The sequence below is a fragment of the Amycolatopsis sp. YIM 10 genome, assembly GCF_009429145.1.
GTDB lineage: Bacteria > Actinomycetota > Actinomycetes > Mycobacteriales > Pseudonocardiaceae > Amycolatopsis.
Genome location: NZ_CP045480.1, coordinates 431,207 through 451,713 on the forward strand (window position 1 = coordinate 431,207; position 20,507 = coordinate 451,713).

At 70.1% G+C, this 20,507-nt stretch carries 25 protein-coding genes; 15 read left to right on the plus strand and 10 right to left on the minus strand.

The window, feature by feature from the left end; all coding sequences use genetic code 11:
* Positions 1-3 precede the first annotated feature (3 nt).
* Positions 4-948 carry a triacylglycerol lipase gene (locus YIM_RS02160; protein ID WP_153028733.1) on the minus strand — a complete coding sequence of 315 codons (945 nt, stop codon included), beginning with the start codon at positions 946-948 and terminating at the stop codon, positions 4-6.
* 132 nt (positions 949-1,080) lie between these two features.
* Here YIM_RS02160 and YIM_RS02165 point away from each other — a divergent pair, with 132 nt between their 5' ends.
* The 6 genes from YIM_RS02165 to YIM_RS02190 all read left to right on the plus strand — a co-directional run bounded on the left by YIM_RS02165 (position 1,081) and on the right by YIM_RS02190 (position 5,202).
* The gene (locus YIM_RS02165) at positions 1,081-1,239 is read left to right on the plus strand and encodes a DUF4177 domain-containing protein (protein WP_113697922.1); all 159 of its coding nucleotides are present in this window, start codon (positions 1,081-1,083) and stop codon (positions 1,237-1,239) included.
* 2 nt (positions 1,240-1,241) lie between these two features.
* Positions 1,242-1,697 carry a RidA family protein gene (locus YIM_RS02170; RefSeq protein ID WP_153028734.1) on the plus strand — a complete coding sequence of 152 codons (456 nt, stop codon included), beginning with the start codon at positions 1,242-1,244 and terminating at the stop codon, positions 1,695-1,697.
* Positions 1,697-2,326, plus strand: coding sequence for a hypothetical protein (locus YIM_RS02175; protein WP_153028735.1), 630 nt, complete (start codon positions 1,697-1,699; stop codon positions 2,324-2,326). The genes YIM_RS02170 and YIM_RS02175 overlap by 1 nt, the downstream gene beginning before the upstream one ends.
* A gap of 40 nt (positions 2,327-2,366) precedes the next feature.
* Positions 2,367-3,557 carry a hypothetical protein gene (locus YIM_RS02180; RefSeq protein WP_153028736.1) on the plus strand — a complete coding sequence of 397 codons (1,191 nt, stop codon included), beginning with the start codon at positions 2,367-2,369 and terminating at the stop codon, positions 3,555-3,557.
* Between the two features lie 101 nt (positions 3,558-3,658).
* On the plus strand, positions 3,659-4,444 hold the full coding sequence (locus YIM_RS02185) for an NUDIX domain-containing protein (RefSeq protein WP_153036726.1): 786 nt from the start codon (positions 3,659-3,661) through the stop codon (positions 4,442-4,444).
* Positions 4,441-5,202, plus strand: a complete 762-nt coding sequence (locus YIM_RS02190) for an MBL fold metallo-hydrolase (RefSeq protein ID WP_153028737.1) — start codon at positions 4,441-4,443, stop codon at positions 5,200-5,202. Before YIM_RS02185 ends, YIM_RS02190 begins: the two co-directional genes overlap by 4 nt.
* 16 nt (positions 5,203-5,218) lie before the next feature.
* Here YIM_RS02190 and YIM_RS02195 read toward each other — a convergent pair whose 3' ends face one another.
* The 3 genes from YIM_RS02195 to YIM_RS02205 all read right to left on the minus strand — a co-directional run bounded on the left by YIM_RS02195 (position 5,219) and on the right by YIM_RS02205 (position 8,047).
* Positions 5,219-6,469 carry an MFS transporter gene (locus YIM_RS02195; RefSeq protein ID WP_153028738.1) on the minus strand — a complete coding sequence of 417 codons (1,251 nt, stop codon included), beginning with the start codon at positions 6,467-6,469 and terminating at the stop codon, positions 5,219-5,221.
* A gap of 459 nt (positions 6,470-6,928) precedes the next feature.
* The gene (locus tag YIM_RS02200; RefSeq protein ID WP_113694953.1) at positions 6,929-7,603 is read right to left on the minus strand and encodes a Crp/Fnr family transcriptional regulator; all 675 of its coding nucleotides are present in this window, start codon (positions 7,601-7,603) and stop codon (positions 6,929-6,931) included.
* 192 nt (positions 7,604-7,795) lie between these two features.
* On the minus strand, positions 7,796-8,047 hold the full coding sequence (locus YIM_RS02205; protein WP_153028739.1) for a hypothetical protein: 252 nt from the start codon (positions 8,045-8,047) through the stop codon (positions 7,796-7,798).
* Positions 8,048-8,216: 169 nt separating this feature from the next.
* On the opposite strand from YIM_RS02205, the gene nth reads away from it, so the two are divergent.
* Genes nth through YIM_RS02225 form a run of 4 tightly spaced genes read left to right on the plus strand, consistent with a single transcriptional unit; the run spans position 8,217 to position 11,387 of the window.
* Complete coding sequence (nth, locus tag YIM_RS02210; protein WP_153028740.1) at positions 8,217-8,900, plus strand: endonuclease III; 684 nt, start codon at positions 8,217-8,219, stop codon at positions 8,898-8,900.
* Complete coding sequence (locus YIM_RS02215; protein ID WP_153028741.1) at positions 8,897-9,481, plus strand: TlpA disulfide reductase family protein; 585 nt, start codon at positions 8,897-8,899, stop codon at positions 9,479-9,481. Before nth ends, YIM_RS02215 begins: the two co-directional genes overlap by 4 nt.
* Complete coding sequence (locus tag YIM_RS02220; protein WP_153028742.1) at positions 9,478-10,206, plus strand: CoA pyrophosphatase; 729 nt, start codon at positions 9,478-9,480, stop codon at positions 10,204-10,206. The genes YIM_RS02215 and YIM_RS02220 overlap by 4 nt, the downstream gene beginning before the upstream one ends.
* Positions 10,203-11,387: a MarP family serine protease gene (locus YIM_RS02225; protein ID WP_153028743.1), complete on the plus strand. Its 1,185-nt coding sequence runs from the start codon at positions 10,203-10,205 to the stop codon at positions 11,385-11,387. Before YIM_RS02220 ends, YIM_RS02225 begins: the two co-directional genes overlap by 4 nt.
* Here YIM_RS02225 and YIM_RS02230 read toward each other — a convergent pair.
* From YIM_RS02230 to nhaA, 3 genes are read right to left on the minus strand one after another with little or no spacing between them, the layout of a single operon-like run.
* Positions 11,384-12,334 (minus strand): alpha/beta fold hydrolase, encoded by a 951-nt coding sequence (locus YIM_RS02230; RefSeq protein ID WP_153028744.1) that lies wholly within the window; start codon positions 12,332-12,334, stop codon positions 11,384-11,386. The genes YIM_RS02225 and YIM_RS02230 overlap by 4 nt on opposite strands.
* A gap of 8 nt (positions 12,335-12,342) precedes the next feature.
* Positions 12,343-12,843 (minus strand): phage holin family protein, encoded by a 501-nt coding sequence (locus YIM_RS02235; RefSeq protein WP_194240017.1) that lies wholly within the window; start codon positions 12,841-12,843, stop codon positions 12,343-12,345.
* 40 nt (positions 12,844-12,883) lie between these two features.
* Entirely contained in the window at positions 12,884-14,095 is a 1,212-nt protein-coding gene (gene nhaA, locus YIM_RS02240) for a Na+/H+ antiporter NhaA (protein ID WP_153028746.1), read from the minus strand.
* Positions 14,096-14,291: 196 nt separating this feature from the next.
* Here nhaA and YIM_RS02245 point away from each other — a divergent pair, with 196 nt between their 5' ends.
* A complete protein-coding gene (locus tag YIM_RS02245; protein ID WP_153028747.1) occupies positions 14,292-15,776 on the plus strand; it encodes a peptide MFS transporter in 1,485 nt (494 codons plus the stop codon).
* 43 nt (positions 15,777-15,819) lie between these two features.
* Positions 15,820-16,359, plus strand: coding sequence for a hypothetical protein (locus tag YIM_RS02250; RefSeq protein WP_153028748.1), 540 nt, complete (start codon positions 15,820-15,822; stop codon positions 16,357-16,359).
* A 33-nt stretch (positions 16,360-16,392) separates the two neighbouring features.
* Here YIM_RS02250 and YIM_RS02255 read toward each other — a convergent pair whose 3' ends face one another.
* On the minus strand, positions 16,393-17,082 hold the full coding sequence (locus YIM_RS02255) for a DUF2848 domain-containing protein (protein ID WP_153028749.1): 690 nt from the start codon (positions 17,080-17,082) through the stop codon (positions 16,393-16,395).
* 103 nt (positions 17,083-17,185) lie between these two features.
* On the opposite strand from YIM_RS02255, the gene YIM_RS02260 reads away from it, so the two are divergent.
* Positions 17,186-18,505: an MFS transporter gene (locus tag YIM_RS02260; RefSeq protein WP_153028750.1), complete on the plus strand. Its 1,320-nt coding sequence runs from the start codon at positions 17,186-17,188 to the stop codon at positions 18,503-18,505.
* Here the strand turns inward: YIM_RS02260 and YIM_RS02265 are convergent.
* Positions 18,490-19,122 (minus strand): GntR family transcriptional regulator, encoded by a 633-nt coding sequence (locus tag YIM_RS02265; RefSeq protein WP_153028751.1) that lies wholly within the window; start codon positions 19,120-19,122, stop codon positions 18,490-18,492. The genes YIM_RS02260 and YIM_RS02265 overlap by 16 nt on opposite strands.
* Positions 19,123-19,194: 72 nt before the next feature.
* Between YIM_RS02265 and YIM_RS48880 the strand changes: the two genes are divergently transcribed.
* Both YIM_RS48880 and YIM_RS48885 read left to right on the plus strand, forming a co-directional pair.
* Positions 19,195-19,659 carry an OsmC family protein gene (locus tag YIM_RS48880; RefSeq protein WP_228004506.1) on the plus strand — a complete coding sequence of 155 codons (465 nt, stop codon included), beginning with the start codon at positions 19,195-19,197 and terminating at the stop codon, positions 19,657-19,659.
* Positions 19,656-19,994 (plus strand): cupin domain-containing protein, encoded by a 339-nt coding sequence (locus tag YIM_RS48885; protein WP_228004507.1) that lies wholly within the window; start codon positions 19,656-19,658, stop codon positions 19,992-19,994. The genes YIM_RS48880 and YIM_RS48885 overlap by 4 nt, the downstream gene beginning before the upstream one ends.
* Positions 19,995-20,059: 65 nt before the next feature.
* On the opposite strand, the gene YIM_RS02275 is transcribed toward YIM_RS48885, so the two are convergent.
* The gene (locus YIM_RS02275) at positions 20,060-20,494 is read right to left on the minus strand and encodes a DUF6319 family protein (protein ID WP_153028753.1); all 435 of its coding nucleotides are present in this window, start codon (positions 20,492-20,494) and stop codon (positions 20,060-20,062) included.
* Positions 20,495-20,507 lie beyond the last annotated feature (13 nt).

Sequence of the window (20,507 nt, forward strand, 5' to 3'; positions counted from 1 at the left end):
AACTTAGCTGCCGATGGGGCTCGCGGGCACGCACGGCACGGGCTTGGTGTTGGCCGGGTCGAGTGCGTTGAGCACGTGACCGGCGGTGTTGCGGTCGGCGGCGACCCCGGCGTGTTCGGCGAAGTCCAGGCCGCAGGTCTCCTGCAGCACGACGTTGCGCACGTTCGGCCCGGTGCCCAGCCCGCTGGTGTACGGGATGACCAGCTCGTCGTACTTGGTGACGATGTTCGTGTACTCCACCTCCGGCGCGAAGACGCCGCGCTCGTGCAGCTTCGTCAGGTAGTCCGAGCCCTCGAGGAACTGCGGGCACGAGCCGCAGGCGGGGTTGAGCACCCCGTCGACGACCGGCTTGAGCCCGAGGACCTGGCCCCACTGGTACAGGGTGGACAGTCCGAACAGCGTGGTGCCCTGCCACAGCGGCGTCAGGCTGACGTACTTGTCCACTTTGGCCGCTCCATCGAGGAAACGCACGTAGTAGCTGGGCATCAGCGTGCCCTCGGAGTGGCCGAGTATGTCCACTTTGGATGCGCCGGTGCGGTCGAGCACCTTGTCCACGAAGGTGCCGAGCTGCGCCGCGCTCTGTTCCATCGGCAGCAGCCCGCCCGGCTGGTAGACCGGGTTCGGCGTGCCGGGCACGCCGTAGGTCAGGGAGAAAACGCAGTAGCCCTCGTTGGCCAGCAGCGGGCTGAAGGTCTGCCAGTTGACCGTCTGGTTCGCGCCGAGGCCGTGGGTGAGCACCACCGGGTTCGGGTGCTCCTCGCTCGGGCGGCAGGTCCAGTCGTTCGCGCCGGGCGGCGGGCCGCCGGGATTGGCGAGCTGGGCGGGCACCGCGGCGGCGAGCGTCCACGGCACGAAGTACCGGGGCGCGGCGGCCTGCCCGGCCGGGGTGAGCCCGATCAGCAGGAGCAGGGACAGGGCCAGTGCGCCCAGGGACTTCGTCGTCCGCATGTCACTTCCTATCTACTCGTGAGTAGGTGTGAAGTGAAACACATTCTGACCAAATGTCGGTGGAGATTCACCATCTTGGCCGAACGCGGGTTCGTCCCCGGCGGTCTGGACGGGGTCGTTACGCTCGCGGCCATGAGCGCCAAATGGGAGTACGCCACCGTTCCGCTGCTGATCCACGCGACCAAGCAGATCCTCGACCAGTGGGGCGAGGACGGCTGGGAACTGGTCACCGTGCTGCCGAACCCGACCGGTGAGCAGCACGTCGCCTACCTGAAGCGGCAGAAGGGCTGAGCATGAGCTGGAGTGCCAGGCTGGCCGAACTGGGCATCGAACTGCCCGGGGTGGCCGCGCCGGTGGCCGCCTACGTACCCGCGGTGCGCAGCGGCTCGCAGGTGCTGACCTCCGGTCAGCTCCCGTTCGTCGACGGCAAGCTCGCCGCCACCGGCAAGGTCGGCGCCGAGATCAGCCCCGAAGAGGCCAAGACGCACGCGCGCACCTGCGTGCTGAACGCGCTCGCCGCCGTGCACGCGCTCGCCGGCGTCGACTCGATCACCCGCGTGGTCAAGGTGGTCGGATTTGTCGCTTCCGCTGAGGGCTTCACCGGGCAGCCCGCCGTGATCAACGGCGCTTCGGAGCTGCTCGGCGAGATCTTCGGCGAGGCCGGGGTGCACGCCAGGTCCGCGGTCGGCGTCGCCGAACTGCCGCTGGGGGCGCCCGTGGAGATCGAAGTCATCGTGGAGGTGTCGTGATGGACCCCGATATCGAGCAGGCGACGCACGAGCTGCTCCTCCGGCTGGCCGGGCGCCTGCCGGACAAGACGCTGTGGAGGTTCCGGGACTGGCTCGCCGAGGGGGCCATGGCCACCCTTGCGCGGACCATTCCAAGATCTTTGCTCAAGCACAGCATTGATTTGGACCAACCGGAGTATCGCCTGCTCGTGGCTGGATTGATTCCGCACGGCGCCGATTGGCACCAAGTCAGTTCCACGCTGGGGGTGGACGACGGCGGCGGGAACCGGTACACATTCACGAAGAGTGCCCCCGATCGGGTGAACTCCGTCGACTCTGTGTCCGTGGTCGTGCACGCAACGTTGCGTGGTCGCCCAGACGTGGGTGAGGTGCGGGCGAGCTGGCGGCATAACGGCACTCCGGGTGATCGTGAGCCCAAGAGGGTTCTCTTGGTGAGCGCGGTGTCCGGAATGCCGAGGCTGACCGGTGAGCTGCAGCGGGTATTGCGTGTGCTGGGGGACGAGGAACCCAGCATCGAAGTGCTTCCGCCGCGGTTCGAGCTCCCCGAGTACCACCGAGCCGCGCTGGCGAACTCGGAACTCGTCTGCGTGGGCGCCGTGGACGCCGGGCACCGACTCGTCGCCGCGTAACGGCTCGCTACCTCCAGCGAGCTTGGAGGGAGAGATCGCGATGGTGGAGGCCCACGACGGGCTGGGTGTGCCGCTCAGATTGCACAACCTGCTGCTCGCCATGGCCGGCCGCCTCGACGACAGTGCGCTGTCCGAGGCACGGGAACTGGTCGCGCGTTCGCGCCTCGACGAGGCCGCGGAGCTGACCGCCGGCGCGTTGATCGCCGGCAAGATCCCGGTCCGCTCCGTCGAGCAGCGCGAGCTCGCGCTGATCCTGGAGATGAGCCGTTCGGACGCCACACTGGTCGACGAGGTGCTCATCGACGAGAACGAGCCCGACGTCTCGCACCGGTTCACCGGGGAGAACGAGCCGGAGCGCGGCATCGCCGACGCGCTGGACCGGGCGCTCCAGGTGCTGCCGGACCTGCGGTCGGTGCACGCCGTCTGGCGCAACACCCCGGCGGGCAGCGTGCCCGGCCCGCTGCCCCAGCGGGTGGTGCTGGTGGAGATCGGCCCCGAGGGCCACCCGCCCGCCGTCGCCTTCCGGGTGGACACCGCGCTGCGGCGGGTGGGCATCCGGTCCGTGGTCGAGGTGACCGGCCCGGGCGCCGATCGCACCGGCTACTACAAGCACGCGATGACCTCGGCGAACCGGGCGTGGCACGCGGGCACGGCCCCGTCGAGCGGGCAGGCGCCATCGGTGCCGCCCGCCAAGGCTTCGTCGCACGCGCCCGCCCCGGTCGCTTCGGCTCCGCCGCCCGCCGAGTCGAAGCCCCGGCACGAGCTGGCCGACGACCGGCGCACCCCGGAGCCACCGGTCGAGCACCGCACCGAAGAGGTCCAGCGACCCGACCCGGCGCCGGAGCCCGCTCCGGTGGGAAAAGCTGAGCCTCCTGCGATCACCGCCGCACGGCAGGAGGCACTCAGCCACCAGGCCGAGTACTCCAGCGGCGTGGAGAGCACCACGGACATGAGCTCGGCCGAGGTCGCGCAGCTGCGGCGCGCGCTGGCCGAAGACCCGGAGACCGGGCGTGCGATCGCTTCGGCGAAGCTGCCCGGCGGGGACGTCGTCGAGCTGCCCGAGCTGGATCTGAACGACCCAAAACTCAGCGACCGGGACCGCAAGCTCCTCCGGGAGCTGCACGCGGAGCTGGCCCAGCGGGAGCGGGCGGAAGCGGCCCGGCTGCGCTTGAACGGGGCGGGCAGGGGGCCGGAGAACCGGCGCTGGGTGGACGGTTTCTCCGGCGCCTGAAGCGTTTCCGGCGACGGAGTTGATCGACCACGTCGACACGGTGACGTATGTTGCGGGGCGTGGCCGAACTACCTGACGAGGTCGTCGTCGACCTGACCAAGATGCCGCTGACGTCGTCTTCGGACCTGCCGACCCCGGAGGGGCCACCGGTCACTCCGAAGGACGCCGCGACGGTGGTCCTGCTCCGCGAGAGCGGTTCCGGCGTCGAGGTGTTCCTGCAGCGACGCGTGGCAGCGATGGCCTTCGCCGCCGGGATGACGGTGTTTCCCGGCGGCGGTGTGGACAAGCGGGACGCGGACGCGTCGATCAGCTGGGCCGGACCGGACGCGGCTTGGTGGGCGTCGAAGTTCTCCTGCTCCGAGTCACTCGCGCGCGCACTGGTGTGCGCCGCCGTGCGGGAGACCTTCGAGGAGTCCGGCGTGCTCCTGGCCGGTACCGAGTCCACTGTGGTCGCCGACACCTCCGAGTTCGCGGGTGTGCGGGATCGGCTGATCTCGCGGGACCAGTCGCTGGCCGGGTTCCTGGCGGAAGCCGGGCTGACCCTGCGGGCGGATCTCCTGCGCCCGTGGGCGAACTGGGTGACGCCGCCGCAGGAGAAGCGCCGGTACGACACGCGGTTCTTCGTCGCCGCGCTGCCCGAGGGCCAGCGCGCGGACGGGGCCACCACCGAAGCCGACGCCTCCGGCTGGCAGCCCGCCGCGGACGCGCTCGCCGACGCCGCGGCCGGTCGCAGCACGCTGATGCCGCCGACCTGGTTCACCCTCACCGAGATCGGCGAGTTCTCCAGCGTGCGGGAAGCGTTGACGGCGGAGCGTTCGATCAAGAAGATCACGCCGACCCTGGTCCGTGAAGGCGACCGGGCCCGGATCGTGCTGGAGCCGTCGTGACCCATCCCGCCTATGGCGTGCTGCGCCAGGTCTCGCCGACCGCGTCGGTGCTGCTGGAGAACAACCCGTCGTCGATGACGCTGGAGGGCACGAACAGCTGGGTGCTGCGCGCGCCCGGTGCTTCGTCGTGCGTGATCGTCGACCCTGGTTACGACGACCGGCCGCACCTCGAGCTGCTGGCTTCGGTGGCGCCCGTCTCGTTGATCCTGTTGACGCACCACCACCCGGACCACGCCGATGGGGCGCCCTGGCTGGCTTCGGCGGTCTCCGCGCCGGTGCGGGCTTTCGACGCCTCGCTGTGCCTGGACGGGGACGCGCTCCAGGCGGACGAGGTCCTTTCGGTGGCGGGGCTGGAGATCGGCGTCCTGCACACGCCGGGGCACACGGCGGACTCGGTGTCGTTCCGGGTCGGCGGCGAGGTGCTCACCGGCGACACGATCCTGGGCCGCGGCACCACGGTGCTGGATGACCTTGGCGCCTACCTGGGCTCGCTGCGCGTCCTGGCCGAGTTGCCGGAGGGAACTCCGGGACTCCCGGGCCACGGCCCGGAACTCCCGGACCTGCGCGCGACGGCGCGTGAGTACCTGGCGCACCGGGAGCAACGCCTGGACCAGGTCCGGGGCGCCCTGCGAGAACTGGGGCCGGACGCCACGCCGAGGCAGGTCGTCGAACTCGTCTACGCCGACGTGGACCGGGCTTTGTGGGTACCGGCGGAACACAGCGTGCGAGCCCAGCTGGAGTACCTCCGCACGCTGTGAGCCTAAGTGGTAACTGTCAGGCGGCGGCACCGACGAGTTCGGCCGGAGCGGGCTTCGGGGCCGGGGTGATGGTGCGGCGCAGGCTCCACACGACGGCGGCCAGCGCGACCGCGGCCACCCCGGCGGCGAGGAACGAGGCGGGCGGCCCGCTCGCTTCCACCAGGTAACCGCTGACCGACTGCCCGAACGCCAGGCCAAGGGTCACCGCGGTGATCACCCAGCCGAACGCCTCCGCGGCCGTGCCCTTCGGCGCGACCAGTTCGATCGCCGCCGAGTGCGCGGTGGACTGCGGGGTGATCAGCGCGCCGGCACCTAGCATGGCCAGCGCCAGGCCCCAGAGCGAACCGGGCACCGCGAGCAGCGCCACCATCGCGCCGAACGCGGCCAGCAGCACCGGCAACCGCAGGCCCATCGACCGCGGCCACGGGCGCAGGCTGTACGCCACGCCGAACACCACCGAGCTGACCGACCACGCCGACAGCAGCAGGCCGCCGATCGTGGCGTGCCCGGCGTTGGTGGCCGAAGCGGGCACGGCGACCTCGACAAAACCGATCACCACGCCGAAGCCGAGCGCGGCGATGGCGAGCGTGCGCATCCCGGGGCTGGCCAGCGCGCCCAGCAGCGGGCGGCGGCCGGACGGCATCGCGCCCCAGGCGCGGACCACCGGGCTCAGCGCGAACAGCGTCGAACCGGCGATCATCACCGAAGCACCGATCACCAGCCCGGTCCCGGCCCACGGCGCGGCCGCGAGCGCCCCGGCGAACCCGGGCCCCAGGATGAAGAAGACCTCCATGCTGATCGCCTCGTAGGAGTAGGCGGCGGCCCTGGCCGGACCGGCGGGCACCAGCCGTCCCCACAGCGCGCGTGAGGCCGAGCCGACCATCGGCTCGGTGATGCCGATGCCACCGGCGAGCAGCACCAGCAGCGCGGTCGGCGCGCCGGCCTCGATGAAGGTGATCAGCGTCGTGACCGCGACGGCGAACAACACGGTGGTGATCAGCAGCGGCCGGGTCGGGCCGAACCGGTCGATCAGCCGCCCCTGCACCACCGAACCGGCCGCCACGCCCACCAGCGAACCGGCCGAGACCAGTCCGGCGGCGGCGAACGAGCCGGTTTCCCGCTGCACGTAGAGCAGTGCGGCGATGCCGATCATCGCGATCGGCAGGCGGGCGAGCACGGAGGCGAAAACCGGGCCGCGCGAGCCGGGAGCGGTCAGCGCGGTGCGGTAGTCGGCCAGCGTCGTGCCACCGGAGGCAGAGTGGGACATGTGTACCATTATGCGTCGACTGGTACGTCTGTACCACTTATTTTCCGGCGACCTTCGTCACCAAGCTGTGACAAGAAATCCTGCGGAAGCGGGGCGTGAGACGGGAATGAATCCGGCGCGCGGGTCGTTGAACGGGCAAGATGGACAGGGCCATCGCGATCGCGTTGGGCCGTTCGTGTCTCGGTTGGGTAACAAGGCGAAGTTTTTGCCCGAAATGGCGCAACAAACTACGGCGGTTGGCGTCCTTGAGAGTGAACGGCCTTGAAGTGAGTGCTGTGGGCCGTTCATGGTGGACGGATAGTCAGAACTGCATATGACTTCTCAGCACCCTCCGGCATAAGGGTCGGGGCCTGCGACCGGAGGGCGGGGAGCGCGGATCGTCGGGGGATGGTCCGCGCACGGCATGAGGGGCCGGTGCGCCACGTCGGGGGTGGCGCCCGGCCCCTCATGTTGTTGCCGTCAGCGAGCCCGTCGAGCCAGTCGCTCCGGGTCCAGGATCAGCACGCTCTTGCCTTCCAGGCGCAGCCAGCCGCGGTGCGCGAAGTCGGCCAGCGCCTTGTTCACGGTCTCCCGCGAGGCGCCGACGTACTGGGCGATCTCCTCCTGCGTCAGGTCGTGGGTGACCCGCAGCAGGCCGGCTTCCTGGCTGCCGAAGCGCTGGGCGAGCTGGAGCAGCGCCCGCGCGACGCGACCGGGCACGTCGGTGAAGATCAGCTCGGCCACCATGTTGTTCGTCCGGCGCAGTCTCCGCGCGACCACGCGCAGCAGCTGCTCGGCGATCTCGGGCCGGGTGGAGATCCACTGGCGCAGCGCCGGGCGGTCCATCATCACCGCGCGCACCTCGGTCACCGTGGTGGCGCTGGAGGTGCGCGGGCCCGGGTCGAAGATCGACAGTTCGCCGAACATGTCCGACGGGCCCATGATCTGGAGCAGGTTCTCGCGCCCGTCCGCGGACTTGCGGCCGAGCTTCACCTTCCCGGACTGGATGATGTAGAGCTTGTCGCCGGGTTCGCCCTCACTGAAGATCACGTGGCCGCGGGGGAACTCGACGCTCTCCAAGGTCTGCGCCAGCGCCTCAGCTGCGGCAGGTTCCACCCCCTGGAAGATGCCCGCGCGGGCCAGGGTTTCGTCCACCTCGTGCCTCCTCATCGGTGGCGACCCGCGGTCCAGGACGGATGAGCGTGTCGCCGATCACTTGCGTGCAGTGTAGGGCGTGCCAGCGAGATCGCCTCATGGCTCGCCGAAGCCAGGGCGATCGGTGTTCACCCGGACACCGCTCGTCGCGAGGACGAGAGGAGTTAAGACGATCTCGGTCGGCGGCAGAGCTTAACTCCGCACCTTCCGCGGCCGCAGCTTGGCCGCCCGTCCGCCGAGCCGGCGGAGCCGGAACAGCTCCAGCGCGCGCCCGATCCCGTGGCCGTGCAGTGCCCTGATCTCGTTGGGCTGGGCCTGCTCCAGGAACTGTTCGACCTCTTCCTCCTGCACGGCGACATGCCGGAGGCGGCTCTCCACGCGCTCCATGATCAGGGCGAAGAACATGATCACGAGCGGTACCGCGATAACGAACCAGACGGTCATAGCTTTCAGATCCTCGCTTGCGGCTCGGTCCTTTTCGCGCCTGAACTGATGGCGCCCGTAGGCTATCGGGGTGCCGCCCGAAGCCCGTAAAGCCCCCCGTGAGGGTGGCGCCTCCGCCCGTTCCGTCGACGGCGAAAGCCGGTTGGCATTGGTGAGACGCGCGCGACGGATGAAACGTTGCCTCGATCAGGCGTATCCCGACGCGCACTGCGAGCTGGACTTCACCACGCCACTGGAGTTGCTGGTCGCCGTGGTGCTCTCCGCGCAGACCACCGACGTGCGGGTGAACCAGGTCACCCCCGCGCTGTTCGCCCGCTACCGGACGGCCGCCGACTACGCCGGTGCCGACCGCGCCGAGCTGGAGGAGTACCTCCGGCCGACCGGGTTCTTCCGGGCCAAGGCGAACTCGCTGATGGGCCTCGGCGCGGCGCTGGTCGAGCGGTTCGACGGCGAGGTGCCCGGCAACCAGAAGGACCTGGTCACCCTGCCCGGTGTCGGCCGCAAGACGGCGAACGTGGTGCTCGGGGACGCCTTCGGGGTGCCGGGGATCACCGTGGACACCCACTTCGGCAGGCTGGTCCGCCGGTGGGGCTGGACCACGCTCGACGACCCGGTGAAGGTCGAGCACGCGATCGGCGAGCTGATCCCGCGCAAGGAGTGGACGATGCTGTCCCACCGGACGATCTTCCACGGCAGGCGCGTCTGCCACGCCAGGAAACCGGCCTGCGGTGCCTGCCCGCTGGCGCGTGACTGCCCGTCCTACGGGACCGGGCCGACCGAGTTCGAAGAGGCCGCGAAGCTGGTCAAGGGGGAGGAGCGCGAACACCTGCTGGCGATGGTGACGAACTCTTGACCAAGGCGACCAAGTGGGCACTCGCGGTCGCGGTGCTGTTGCTCGCGGTGATCGTCGCGGTGCTGCCGCGCAACCAGGGCGCCGTGCCGGCCGAGGACCTGGGACCCGCGCGCGCGAAGGCGGCGCTGGCCGCGTGCGCCACCGGCCGGCCCGGCTCGGCGCTCGCCGGGGTGGGCACCGAATGCCTCGGTGACGGCGCTCAGCTCGATCTCGCGGCGGCGCTCGGCTCCGGCCCGACGCTGGTCAACATCTGGGCGACCTGGTGCCAGCCGTGCCGCACCGAGCTGCCGGTGCTCGCCGCCTACGCGGCCGAGCCGGGGGCCGCGCGTGTGCTCACCGTGCAGGTCGCCAGCTCACCGTCGGACGGACTGGAGCTGCTCGCGGAACTGGGCGTGCGCCTGCCCGCCGTGTATGACGGAGAGGGGCAGACCGGCCCGGTGCGCACCGCGCTGAAGGTGCCGCCGGCGCTGCCCGCGTCCTATTTGGTCACCCCGGGCGGTGAGGTCCGGTTCATCGACAACCCGCGCCTGCTCGCCGATGTGGGACAGGTGCGCGAAGCCGTCGCGAGGTACTCCGCATGAGCGAACAAGGGCCGCTGGTCGACCCAGAGAGCGTGCCGGAGTGGCTGCGCGGGCTGGTCGCCGCGAGCGGTGAGGTGGACGCGTCGGCGTTCACCCGGTTCCGCCCGCCGCGTGGCACGAAGACCCGGCCGGCGGCGGTGCTGGTGCTCTTCGGCGAAGGTCCGCGCGGCCCGGACGTGCTGCTGCTGCGCCGCGCCGACACGCTCGGCTCGCACGCCGGTCAGGTCGCCTTTCCCGGTGGTGGCGCCGACGAGGGCGACGGCGGTCCGGTCGGCACCGCGCTGCGGGAGGCCGAGGAGGAGACCGGGGTGCTGCCGTCGGGCGTGCGCCCGGTCGCCGTGCTGCCGGACCTCTGGGTGCCGGTGTCCGGATTCTCCGTGACCCCCGTGCTGGCCCACTGGGTGAACCCTTCACCGGTGCACGCCGTAGATCCGGGGGAGACCGCGGCGGTGGCGCGGGTCGCGGTCGAGGACCTGCTCGACCCGGCCAACCGGTTCCAGGTGCGCCGGAAGGGATATGACTGGGTGGGACCGGTGTTCGAGGTCGACGGGCTGTTCGTGTGGGGCTTCACCGCGGGTCTGCTGGCCACCGTGCTCGGGCTCGGCGGCTGGGAACGCGAGTGGGACAAATCCGACGTACGGGATCTCGATGAAGCGCTGGCCGCGCACGCGGCGCGGGCTCGGGCGGTGTACAACGGTGGCTCCAGGGAGAGGGAGCAATCGTGAACTGGGTCGACGTGCTCGTGGTGCTGCTGGCCGTGCTGGCGGCGATTTCCGGTGCGCGTCAGGGCGTGCTCGTCGCGCTGCCCGCCTTTATCGGGGTGCTGCTCGGCGCGATCCTCGGCATCCGGCTGGCGCCGCTGATCGTGGACCTGTTCGACAACCCCGCGCTGCGTGTGGCGGTGGTGGTCGGTGTGGTTGTTTTCCTGGTGGCGCTGGGTGAAACGCTCGGTGTGTGGGCCGGGCGCAAGCTGCGGAACAAGATCAGCTCGCCGAAGCTGTCCGGAGTGGACAACACGCTCGGCGCGATCGTGCAGGGCATGGTGGTCTTTGTCGTCGCCTGGCTGATCGCGGTGCCGCTGACCAGCGTGGCCGGGCTGCCGGGGCTGTCCAAGGCGATCAACAACTCGACCGTGCTCGGCGGGGTCGACCAGGTGATGCCGGATTCGGCGCAGGGCCTGCCGAACGAGCTGCGCAAGCTGCTCGACGCGTCCGGCTTCCCGTCCATCGTGGCCCCGTTCCAGCAGGCGCCCAAGGCCGATGTCGCGCCGCCCGACGAGAACCTGCAGGCGAGCACGGTGGTCCGTCAGTTGCGCGGCAGCGTGCTCAAGGTCAGGGGCAACGCGCCCGCCTGCTCCCGCGCGCTGGAGGGCAGCGGCTTCGTGATCGCGCCGCAGCGCGTGATGACCAACGCGCACGTGGTCGCCGGTACCGACGAGACCGCGGTCGAGACACCGGAGGGCAAGCTCCCGGCCAGGGTGGTCCACTTCGATCCCGCGACCGACGTCGCGATCCTCGCCGTGCCGCGGCTGGAGGCCGAGCCGCTGGAGTTCGCCGACCAGCCCGCACGCGCCGGGGACGACGCGATCGCGCTCGGTTATCCGCTCGACGGCCCGTACACCGCGACCTCGGCGCGGGTGCGGCAGCAGATCACCCTGCGCGGGCCGGACATCTACGACACCAACACCGTGCAGCGGGACGTGTTCACCGTGCGCGCCGGGATTCGCAGCGGGAACTCGGGCGGGCCGCTGGTGAATCCGCGGGGTGAGGTGATCGGGGTGGTGTTCGGCGCCGCGGTCGAGGACCCGGACACCGGCTTCACGCTGACCGCCGCGGAAGTCGCTCCCGAGGTGGCTGCCGCCCCCGGCTACGGCGCCGCGGTCAGCACCGGCCCCTGCGCCGCCTAGGCCCCGTCGCGCTTCTTGAGGAACTGCGCGAGGATTTCCGTGGTGCGCAAGGGTGCTTCCAGGTGCGGGTAGTGGCCGACACCGGCGAGCGTGGTCAGCACCGAGTCCGGGCCGAGCCAGCGTTCGGAGGCCTTGACCGTGCGCGGCAGCACGCAGCGGTCCTCCTGGCCGTGCAGTTGCAGCACGGGCACGGTGCTCGGCTTGTCGGCGGCCTCGGTGAACCGCCTGCCCTCACCGCGGAACTGCGCGCGGAAGGCCCAGCGGTAGTACTCCAGTGAGCTGTGCGCCACCCCGGGCACCTGGATCGCCTGGCGGAACTTCGCCGCCGCTTCGGCGAACTCCGCGGTTTCGGTCCACTGAGGACCGGACCAGGCGCGCATCAGCCGCTCCACCTCGGCGCCGTCGTCACGGACCAGCTTGCGTTCCGGGGCCATCGGCACCTGGAAGCCGAAGAGGTGGCCGATCGCACGGGCCTGGTTGCCGCCCCGGCCGCGCCAGGCCGTCCTGGCCACCGAACCGCGCAGCGCCAGCGGATGCGCGGCGCCCAGCGCGCTCACCGAAGCGGCGACGCGCGGGTGCAGGGTCGCGGCGGTCCAGGCGAGCATGCCGCCCCAGGCATGCCCGACCAGGTGCGCGCGGCGTTCCCCGAGTGCCTTGACCAGACCCGCGACATCACCGGCGAGCGTCCAAGCGTCGTACCCGCGTGGCGGTTTGTCGGAATCCCCGTAACCGCGCAGATCCGCGGCGACCACCCGGTACCCGGCGTCGGCGAGGCCGGTCAGCTGGCGGTGCCAGGCCCACCAGAACTCGCCGAAACCGTGCAGCAGCAACACCAGTGGCCCCGAACCCAGTTCGGCGACGTGCAGCCGGATGCCGTTGGCCGAGACGTCGCGGTGGGTCCAGGGTCCGTCGATCCGCACGATCGACGGATCGGGGCCGGCGTGCACGCGCAGGCTCAGTCGCGCACCGCGGGGAGTTCGTCCCCGGACGGCTGGCGCGACTTCAGCGCGGCGGCGGTTTCCTTGACGCTGTCGATGGTGCGCTCCGGTGCGCGGATCTTCTTCATCTTGCGATAACCGAGGAAGCCGAACAACGCGGCGACCACCAGCATCAGCGCGAACACGATGCCGAAGGCGGCCCAGCGCTTGAGCCATTCGGACAGCAGTTCACCGAGGAAGAAAAAGAAGAAGAACGAGCTGTACAGCGCGACGACCAGGGCGATGACAAAGAAGACGCTGCCCTTGACGCCCTTCTTGACCTCGCCGACGACCTCCGACTTGGCCAGTTCGACCTCGGCCCGGACCAGTGTCGACAGGTGCTGTGTGGCGTCCTTGACCAGCGCACCGATCGACTGGTCCCCGTTGCGTTCGCTGTCGTCGGACAGCGGCAGGTAGGGGACGGCGCCCATGCCATCGGCATCGTTGAGTTGGTGCTTGGGGCTGCTCACGGGCTTCATCGTGCCACGTGCCCGTTGATCGGGCTCGGCGGGCGCGCCATTAATCCTCGATGACCTCATTGTTTGCGTGGACCCGGCTGCGTCGCAGCAGCAGCGCGGCCGCGGTGAGCGAGGCGATCGCCGAGGCGATCAGCACCGCCGCCTTGGCCTGCTCGGCCATCGCGCCGTCGAGGGCGAGGTCGGCGATCAGCAGGCTGACCGTGAAGCCGACGCCGCCGAGCACCGACAACGCGGTCATGTCCCGCCAGCCCATGCCGCGGGGTTTCTCGGCGAACCCGAGCTTCACCGCCAGCGCGCTGGCGCCGAGAATGCCGATCACCTTGCCGCCGATCAGGCCGATCATGATCGCCAGCGGCAGCGCCGAGGTGAACACCGAGGCGAGCGCGTCCCCGTCGATCTCGATGCCCGCGGCGAACAACGCGAACAGCGGCACGGCCAGCGCCGCCGACCACGGCTGCAGCCGGTGCTCCAGCCGGATCGCGGGCGCGTGCTCCTCGCCGTCGTCCGGGCGGACCCGGGTGAGCAGGCCGAGCGCGACCCCGGCGATGGTGGCGTGGATGCCCGCCGAGTGCACCGCGACCCAGGTGATCACCGCCAGCGGCACGTACAACCACCACGCCCGCACCCGGCGGTGCTGGAGCCAGGCGTAGAGCGCCAGCGCCACCACCGCGATGCCCGCGGCGAGCAGGTTGAACCCGGTGGTGAACAGCACGGCGATCACGATGATCGCGCCGAGGTCGTCCACCACGGCCAGCGAGAGCAGGAAAACCCGGGCGCTGCTGGGCAGGTTGGACCCGGTCAGCGCCAGCACACCGAGCGCGAAGGCGATGTCGGTGGCCACCGGGACGGCCCAGGCGCGATCGATGCCCGGCTCGCCCCAGCCGACGCCGAGCGCCACCACCGCGGGCACGATCATGCCGCCGAGCGCGGCGAAGATCGGCAGGATGGCCTGCTTGAACTTGGACAGCTCGCCGACCACCAGCTCGCGCTTGAGCTCCAGCCCGGCGACGAAGAAGAACAGCGCCAGCAGCCCGTCCTTCGCCCAGTCCCCGATGGACAGATCCAGGTGCAGGAAGTGCGGCCCCAGCTGGAAATCCCGGAGATCGCGGTAGATGTCGCCGAGCGGGGAGTTGGCCACCAGCAGGGCGAGCGCGGTGGCGGCCAGCAGGATCAGCCCGCCGGTGGTCTCGGTGCGCAGGTACCGCGCGAACTCGGCGGCCTTGGCGGGAAGTCGCGATTCGGGTGTGCTCACGCGGGCTCCGTTTCCGGGGTCGGTTCAGCCTCGCCGACCAGACTTCCCGGCACACCTTTACGCGATTTTAGCGCCCGAACGGGTGGCCGCGGTGGCGAAGGTGGGCTTCCCCACGGGTGACTTGCCAGACAGCACCGTCAATACGACCGGACCTGTTCGTTGTTCACCGACGGTCCTACCATGCGCTTTGACAACGATGTCTCGACAGGATGGACGCATCGTGAGTACTACCTCTACCGAGGTCGGCAAGGACAAGGGGTTCTTCGGGCACCCACGAGGGCTGGCGAACCTCTTCGGCGTCGAGATGTGGGAACGCTTCTCGTTCTACGGGATGCAGGGCATTCTCGCGATCTACCTCTACTACTCCACCACGGACGGCGGTCTCGGCCTGGAGAAGCCGACCGCGCTCGGCATCGTCGGCGCGTACGGCGGGCTCGTCTACCTCTCCACCGTCGTCGGCGCCTGGATCGCCGACCGGCTGCTCGGCTCCGAGCGCACGCTGTTCTACAGCGCGGTGCTGATCATGATCGGGCACGTCAGTCTCGCGGTGCTGCCCGGATTCGCCGGGGTCGGGGTCGGCCTGGTGTGCGTCGCGCTGGGCAGTGGCGGGCTGAAGGGCAACGCCACCGCGCTGGTCGGCGGGCTCTACGGCGAGCACGACGAACGCCGCGACGGCGGCTTCACCCTCTTCTACATGGGCGTCAACCTCGGCGGCTGGATCGGTCCGCTGCTGACCGGGCTGGCGCAGGAGGAACTGGGCTTCCACTTCGGCTTCGGGCTGGCCGCGATCGGCATGGCCGCCGGGCTGGTCCAGTACACGCTCGGGCGGAAGAACCTGCCCGACAGCGGGCGCGTGGTACCGAACCCGTTGCCCGCCAACCGCCGCCCGCTGGTCGCGGGGATCGCCGTGGCGGCGATCGCGTTGATCGTGGTGGCCGTGCTGACCGGGTTCGTCACCGCGGAGAACCTGTCCGACCGCACCATCCTGGTCATCGTCGTCGCCTCGGTCGCGTACTTCGCGGTGTTGCTGACCAGCAAGAAGACCACGCCGGTGGAGCGCAAGCGGGTGGTCTCGTTCGTGCCGATGTTCATCGCCAGCGCGGCGTTCTTCGCGTTGTTCCAGCAGCAGTTCACCGTGATCGCGGCCTACACCGACGAGCGGCTGAACCGGAACCTGTTCGGCTGGGAGATGCCGGTGTCCTGGATGAACTCGGTGAACCCGGTGTTCATCCTGCTGATGGCGCCGGTGGTCGCGGCGATCTGGACGAAGCTGGGTGAGCGGCAGCCGTCATCGCCGATCAAGTTCGCGCTGGGCACCGGGATCGCCGGGGTGTCGTTCCTGCTGTTCCTGCCGCTGGCCGGTGGCGGTCCGGCGTCGACGCCGCTGCTCGCGCTGGTCGGCATCATCTTCGTGGTGACGCTCGCCGAGTTGAGCCTTTCGCCGGTCGGGCTGTCGCTGTCGACGAAGCTGGCGCCGGCGGCGTTCCCGACGCAGATGGTCGCGCTGAACTTCCTGTCGGTGGCGCTGGGCACGGCGTTGTCCGGCTGGCTGGCGCGGTTCTACAGCGCGGAGAACGAAGGACCGTACTTCGGCACGCTGGGCGCGATCTGCATCGGCATCGGCGTCCTGCTGGTGCTGGGCACGCCGTTCATCCGGAAGTTGATGTCCGGGGTGCGCTGAGGCGTGCCAAGATGAAGACCGTTTTCGTCGCTGAGGGGGAGTCTTGCGGGACAAGATCTACGCCGTGCTGACCACCGTGGTGGGAGTCTTCCTGCTGATCGGCGGCATCGTGACCCTCAGCAACGACACGGTGAAGTGCGGCAGCCAGACGATGAGCGCCGGCGACACCTGCCAGGAGACCTCCCGTCGTGGTGGCTCCTCGACCGAGCGGTCGATGGAGGAGCAGCGCTCGGACAACACGCGCACCGGCTGGCTGCTCCTTGGCGGCGGCGTGCTGATGCTGGGCGGCGGGGCGTTCTGGACCTACACGCAGTTCCGGAAGAAGCGCCCCGCCGGTCCGCCGCCCGGCCGGTTCCCCTCGGCCGGTCCGCCCCCTGGCCAGCTGCCGCCGGGCGGTCCCGGATTCCCGCCCCAGCCGCCGCAGGGCCACGCGCACCAGGTTCCGCAGGGTTATCCCCAACAGCAGGGGCAGCCCCAGCAGCCGGGTTACCCGCCGCAGGGATACCAGCAGGGTCAGCCGCCGGGATATCCGCAGCAGCCCGGATATCCGCCGCCGGGGCAGCCGCCGTACCCGCCCCGCTAGCGCCGGGGTGGTGGTCCACAAAGGACCGCCGCGTCAGCCGATGGGGTCCGGTAGCGGGCGCACCCGGTAGCCCAGTTCGATCACGTTGCCCGTCGCCGGGTCGCTCAGTTCGACGCGCCACGACGACGTGAACTGGTCCACCCCGTGGTGCATCGGGATCGTGCCCGAGATCAGCACCACGCCCGGCTCGTACCAGCCCTTCTCGCGCAGCACGTCCAGCCAGTAGGCGGGCGTCAGCAACTCCGCGAGCTTCCCGTGCTGGATTTCGACGTCGCCCGCCCAGGCGCGCAGCACCAGGTCGTCGATCCGGTCGGCCACGTCGACCAGCCGCCACGCCTTCCGCGCGAGCACGTCCGGCCCGGCGTTCTTGCTCCACGCCACCCCGTGCACCTCCAGCGCGCGGTCGGTGTGGTCGCAGGCCGCGGTCAGCAGCACGTCCTCCGGCGCGGGGCCGGTGATCACCAGTGCCCACTCCGCCTCGCCCGAGGTGCGGTCGTGCTGCACCGGCACCTCGTCGGTCTGGCTGGCCAGGTAGGGCGCGACCGGGTACAGCGCGGGGGTGGTCGTCGGCGCCGGGACGCCCAGCTCGGCCAGCTCCGCGACGTGCGCGGCGACGTCGTCCTGACTGCGGCCGGCATAGCCCGCGTTGAGCAGCGTGTGCACGTCCGTGTGCACCTCGCTGCCGTCCGGCAGGGTGAAGCTGAGCCGTGGGTATTCCGGCATGTGACCTCCTGACCAGGAAAAACTCAATTGGGGCTTGCGCATGCAAGATGTATACAACCAGTATTACCGCAACTCGGCACCATAGCCAAACGGGATGTGAGCGATGACTGCACAAGAACAGGTGGACGGCCGCTCGCTGCGGCGCGCCTTCGCGGCGAGCCTGTCCGGGACCGCGCTGGAGTGGTACGACTTCGCCGCCTACTCGGTCGCCGCGGCGACGATCTTCGGCGAGTTGTTCTTCCCGGCCGGTGACAAGCTCGCCGGCACCATGGCGGCCTTCTCCACCTACGCCGTCGGTTACCTGGCCCGCCCGCTCGGCGGGTTCGTCTTCGGCAGGCTCGGCGACGTGATCGGCCGCAAGCGCGTGCTGGTGTTCACGCTGATCCTGACCGGCGTCGCCACCTTCCTGATCGGCGTGCTGCCGACCTACGAGAACATCGGCGGCCTCGCCGCGGTGCTGCTGGTCGCGCTCCGGTTCGCCCAGGGCGTCGGCATCGGCGGCGAGTGGGGTGGTGCGGTCCTGCTCTCCAGCGAATTCGGGGATCCACGCAAACGCGGGTTCTGGGCGTCGGCCGCCCAGGTCGGCCCGCCGGCGGGCAACCTGCTCGCCAACGGCGTGCTCGCGCTGCTGGCCGTGCTGCTCACCGAAGCCCAGTTCAGCTCGTGGGGCTGGCGGGTCGCGTTCCTGCTCTCCGGCGTGCTTGTCCTCTTCGGACTGTGGATCCGGCTGAAGCTGGAAGAAACCCCGGTGTTCAAGAAGATCGCGGAGAAGGGCGACCGGCCGGAGGCGCCGATCTCCGAGGTGTTCCGCGACGAGCGCCGAGGCCTGATCGCGGCCGTGCTGATCCGCGTCTGCCCCGACGTGCTCTACGCGTTGTTCACCGTTTTTGTGCTGACCTACATGACCCAGGAACTGGACATGTCGCGCAGCGAGGGGCTGACCGCGGTGATGATCGGCTCGGCCTGCCAGCTGGTGCTGATCCCGGCGGCCGGCGCGCTCTCGGACCGGGTCAACCGCCGCAAGCTGTACCTGGCGGGCACGATCGCCGCCGGGATCTGGCCGTTCGTCTTCTTCCCGATGGTCAGCACCGGCTCGTACCTCACCGTGGTGGTCGGCATCGTGCTCGCGCTGGTCATCCACGCGCTGCTGTACGGCCCGCAGGCCGCGCTGGTCACCGAGCAGTTCTCGCCGCGCCTGCGCTACACCGGCAGCTCACTCGGCTACACCCTGGCCGGCGTGATCGGCGGTGCGCTGGCGCCGCTGCTGTTCACCGCGCTGTTCGCCGGATTCGGGACCTGGCTGGCGATTGCCGCGTACGTGCTGGTGACCGCGGTCGTCACGATCATCGGCGTGCTGATCGGGCGTGACCCCGACCCGGCCGAGTACGAGGCCCGCGACGAAGCCGATCAGCTGGTCAACTGAAGCTTGAGGGTGGTGCCGAGATGGTGGTCGATGGCGGCGTGCGTGGCGGCGAGGTCTCGCGCCGCCAGGCCGTCGACGATCGCCTGGTGCTCCTCGCAGACGGTGTGCTGGCGGTTCGGGCAGGCGAACAACGCGACCAGCCCGGCCCGCAGCTGCCGATCACGCAGCCCGGCGTAGGCCTTGCTGAGCATGGCGTTGCCCGCCGCCTCGATCAGGTGCGTGTGGAACACCGCGTCCAGCTCGATGAACTCCTTGGCCTGACTGGGATCCGCCAGTTCGGCCTGCTGACGGAGGGTGGCGCGCATCCGTTCGACCGGGGCACCGTCACCGGCGATGGTCTTCTCCGCGGCGAAGCGCTCCATCATGCCGCGCAGCTCGATCAGCTCGGAGAGGTCGCGGCCGGTGAGCGGGGCGATGTAGGCACCGCGGTTGGGCACGAGCTGCACGAGGTCCTCGGCGGCGAGCATCAGCAGCGCCTCCCGGATCGGCGTGCGCGAGACGCCGATCCGGCTCGCCAGGTCCTGTTCGCTGATGAACTGGCCCTGCGCGGCGGGATCGGGCAGCACGGCACCCTTGAGGAACTCGTAGGCCTTCTCGCGGCCGGACCGGGCGGCCATCCATCCCCCTAGAGTTTGTATACGACCTGTATACGAATAGTACATGCCGCGGAACTGGAGGACGTGAGCCGAATGAAGGAACACCACTACGCCATGACCGTCACGTGGACGGGCAACGAGGGCAAGGGCACGGCCACCTATCGCGACTATTCGCGGGCGCACGACATCTACGTCCCGGGGAAGCCGGTGCTGGCCGGGTCGGCCGATCCGGCTTTCCGCGGTGACCGCACCCGCTGGAATCCGGAGGAGCTGCTGGTCGCTTCGCTCTCGGAATGCCACATGCTGTGGGTGCTCGCGCTCGCTTCGATGCAGAACGTGGTGATCACCGGGTACGTCGACGAAGCGGACGGCGTGATGGTCGAGGAAGCCGGTGGCGGCGGTCAGTTCCGCGAGGTGACGCTGCGGCCGGTGGTCACCGTGGCCGAACCTGGAATGGTGGCGGCGGCCGAGGAACTGCACGCCGTCGCGCATTCGAAGTGCTACATCGCGCGGTCGGTGAACTTCCCGGTCAAGCACGAGCCGCGGACGCTGACGTGAGCGACTGGCAGGTCCTGTCCACAGTGGAGGGTCAACGGCTGCTCGGCGGCACCGGCGCCTTCCGCACCCGCGAGACCGCGGTTTCCGGGCTGCTGTACGAAATCCGGTACCCGGCGGGCGTCGGCTCGCCGGAGCACCGGCACGATCACGACAGCGTCATCTATCTGCTGTCGGGAGAACTGCGCGGCACCATCGACGGGCGCGAAGTGCGGCTCGCCGCCGGGGAGACGGTGGTGCACCCGCGCGGAGTGCCGCACACCGTGGAGGCGGTCGAGGACAGCCAGTGGCTGGAGTTCAAGTCCCCGCTGCCGGGTCGTTCTCCGTTGAGCGCCTGAGACAAAACGAAATCGGGGCTGCCGCGTTTGGTCGCGACAGCCCCGATTTCCTGTTTTGAGCAGGTTTACTGCTCGAGTTCCGCGAGGGCCTTCTTGGCCTCTTCGAGCTCGGCCTCGAGCTGGGCCACCTTCTGCGCCTGCTGTTCGCGGGCGGCGTTGATGACCTCGTCGATCGGACCGGACAGTTCTTCGTGCAGCTCCTTGGCCGCGCGGGAAACGGCGGCCGCCGGGATCTCGATGCCGCGGGCGATCCACTTGCTGCCGTGCTTCAGTTCAGCCTGCCATTCGCCGTCGGCGGTGCCGGTGACGGTCAGCGTCAGCTCGACGGTGCGGGTCTTCTTCGCGGTGGTCTGGCCCTTCGGCCGACCGCGCTTGGGCTTGGCCTCCTCGGCCGCCGAGGAAGTCTCGGTCGTCTCGGGAGTTTCCGCCTGGCCGTTCTCGGAGACCGGCGCCGGCGCGGCGGCCGGGGCCTCGGGTTCTGTCAAGGAATCCACGGTCATCGCAGGTCTTGTC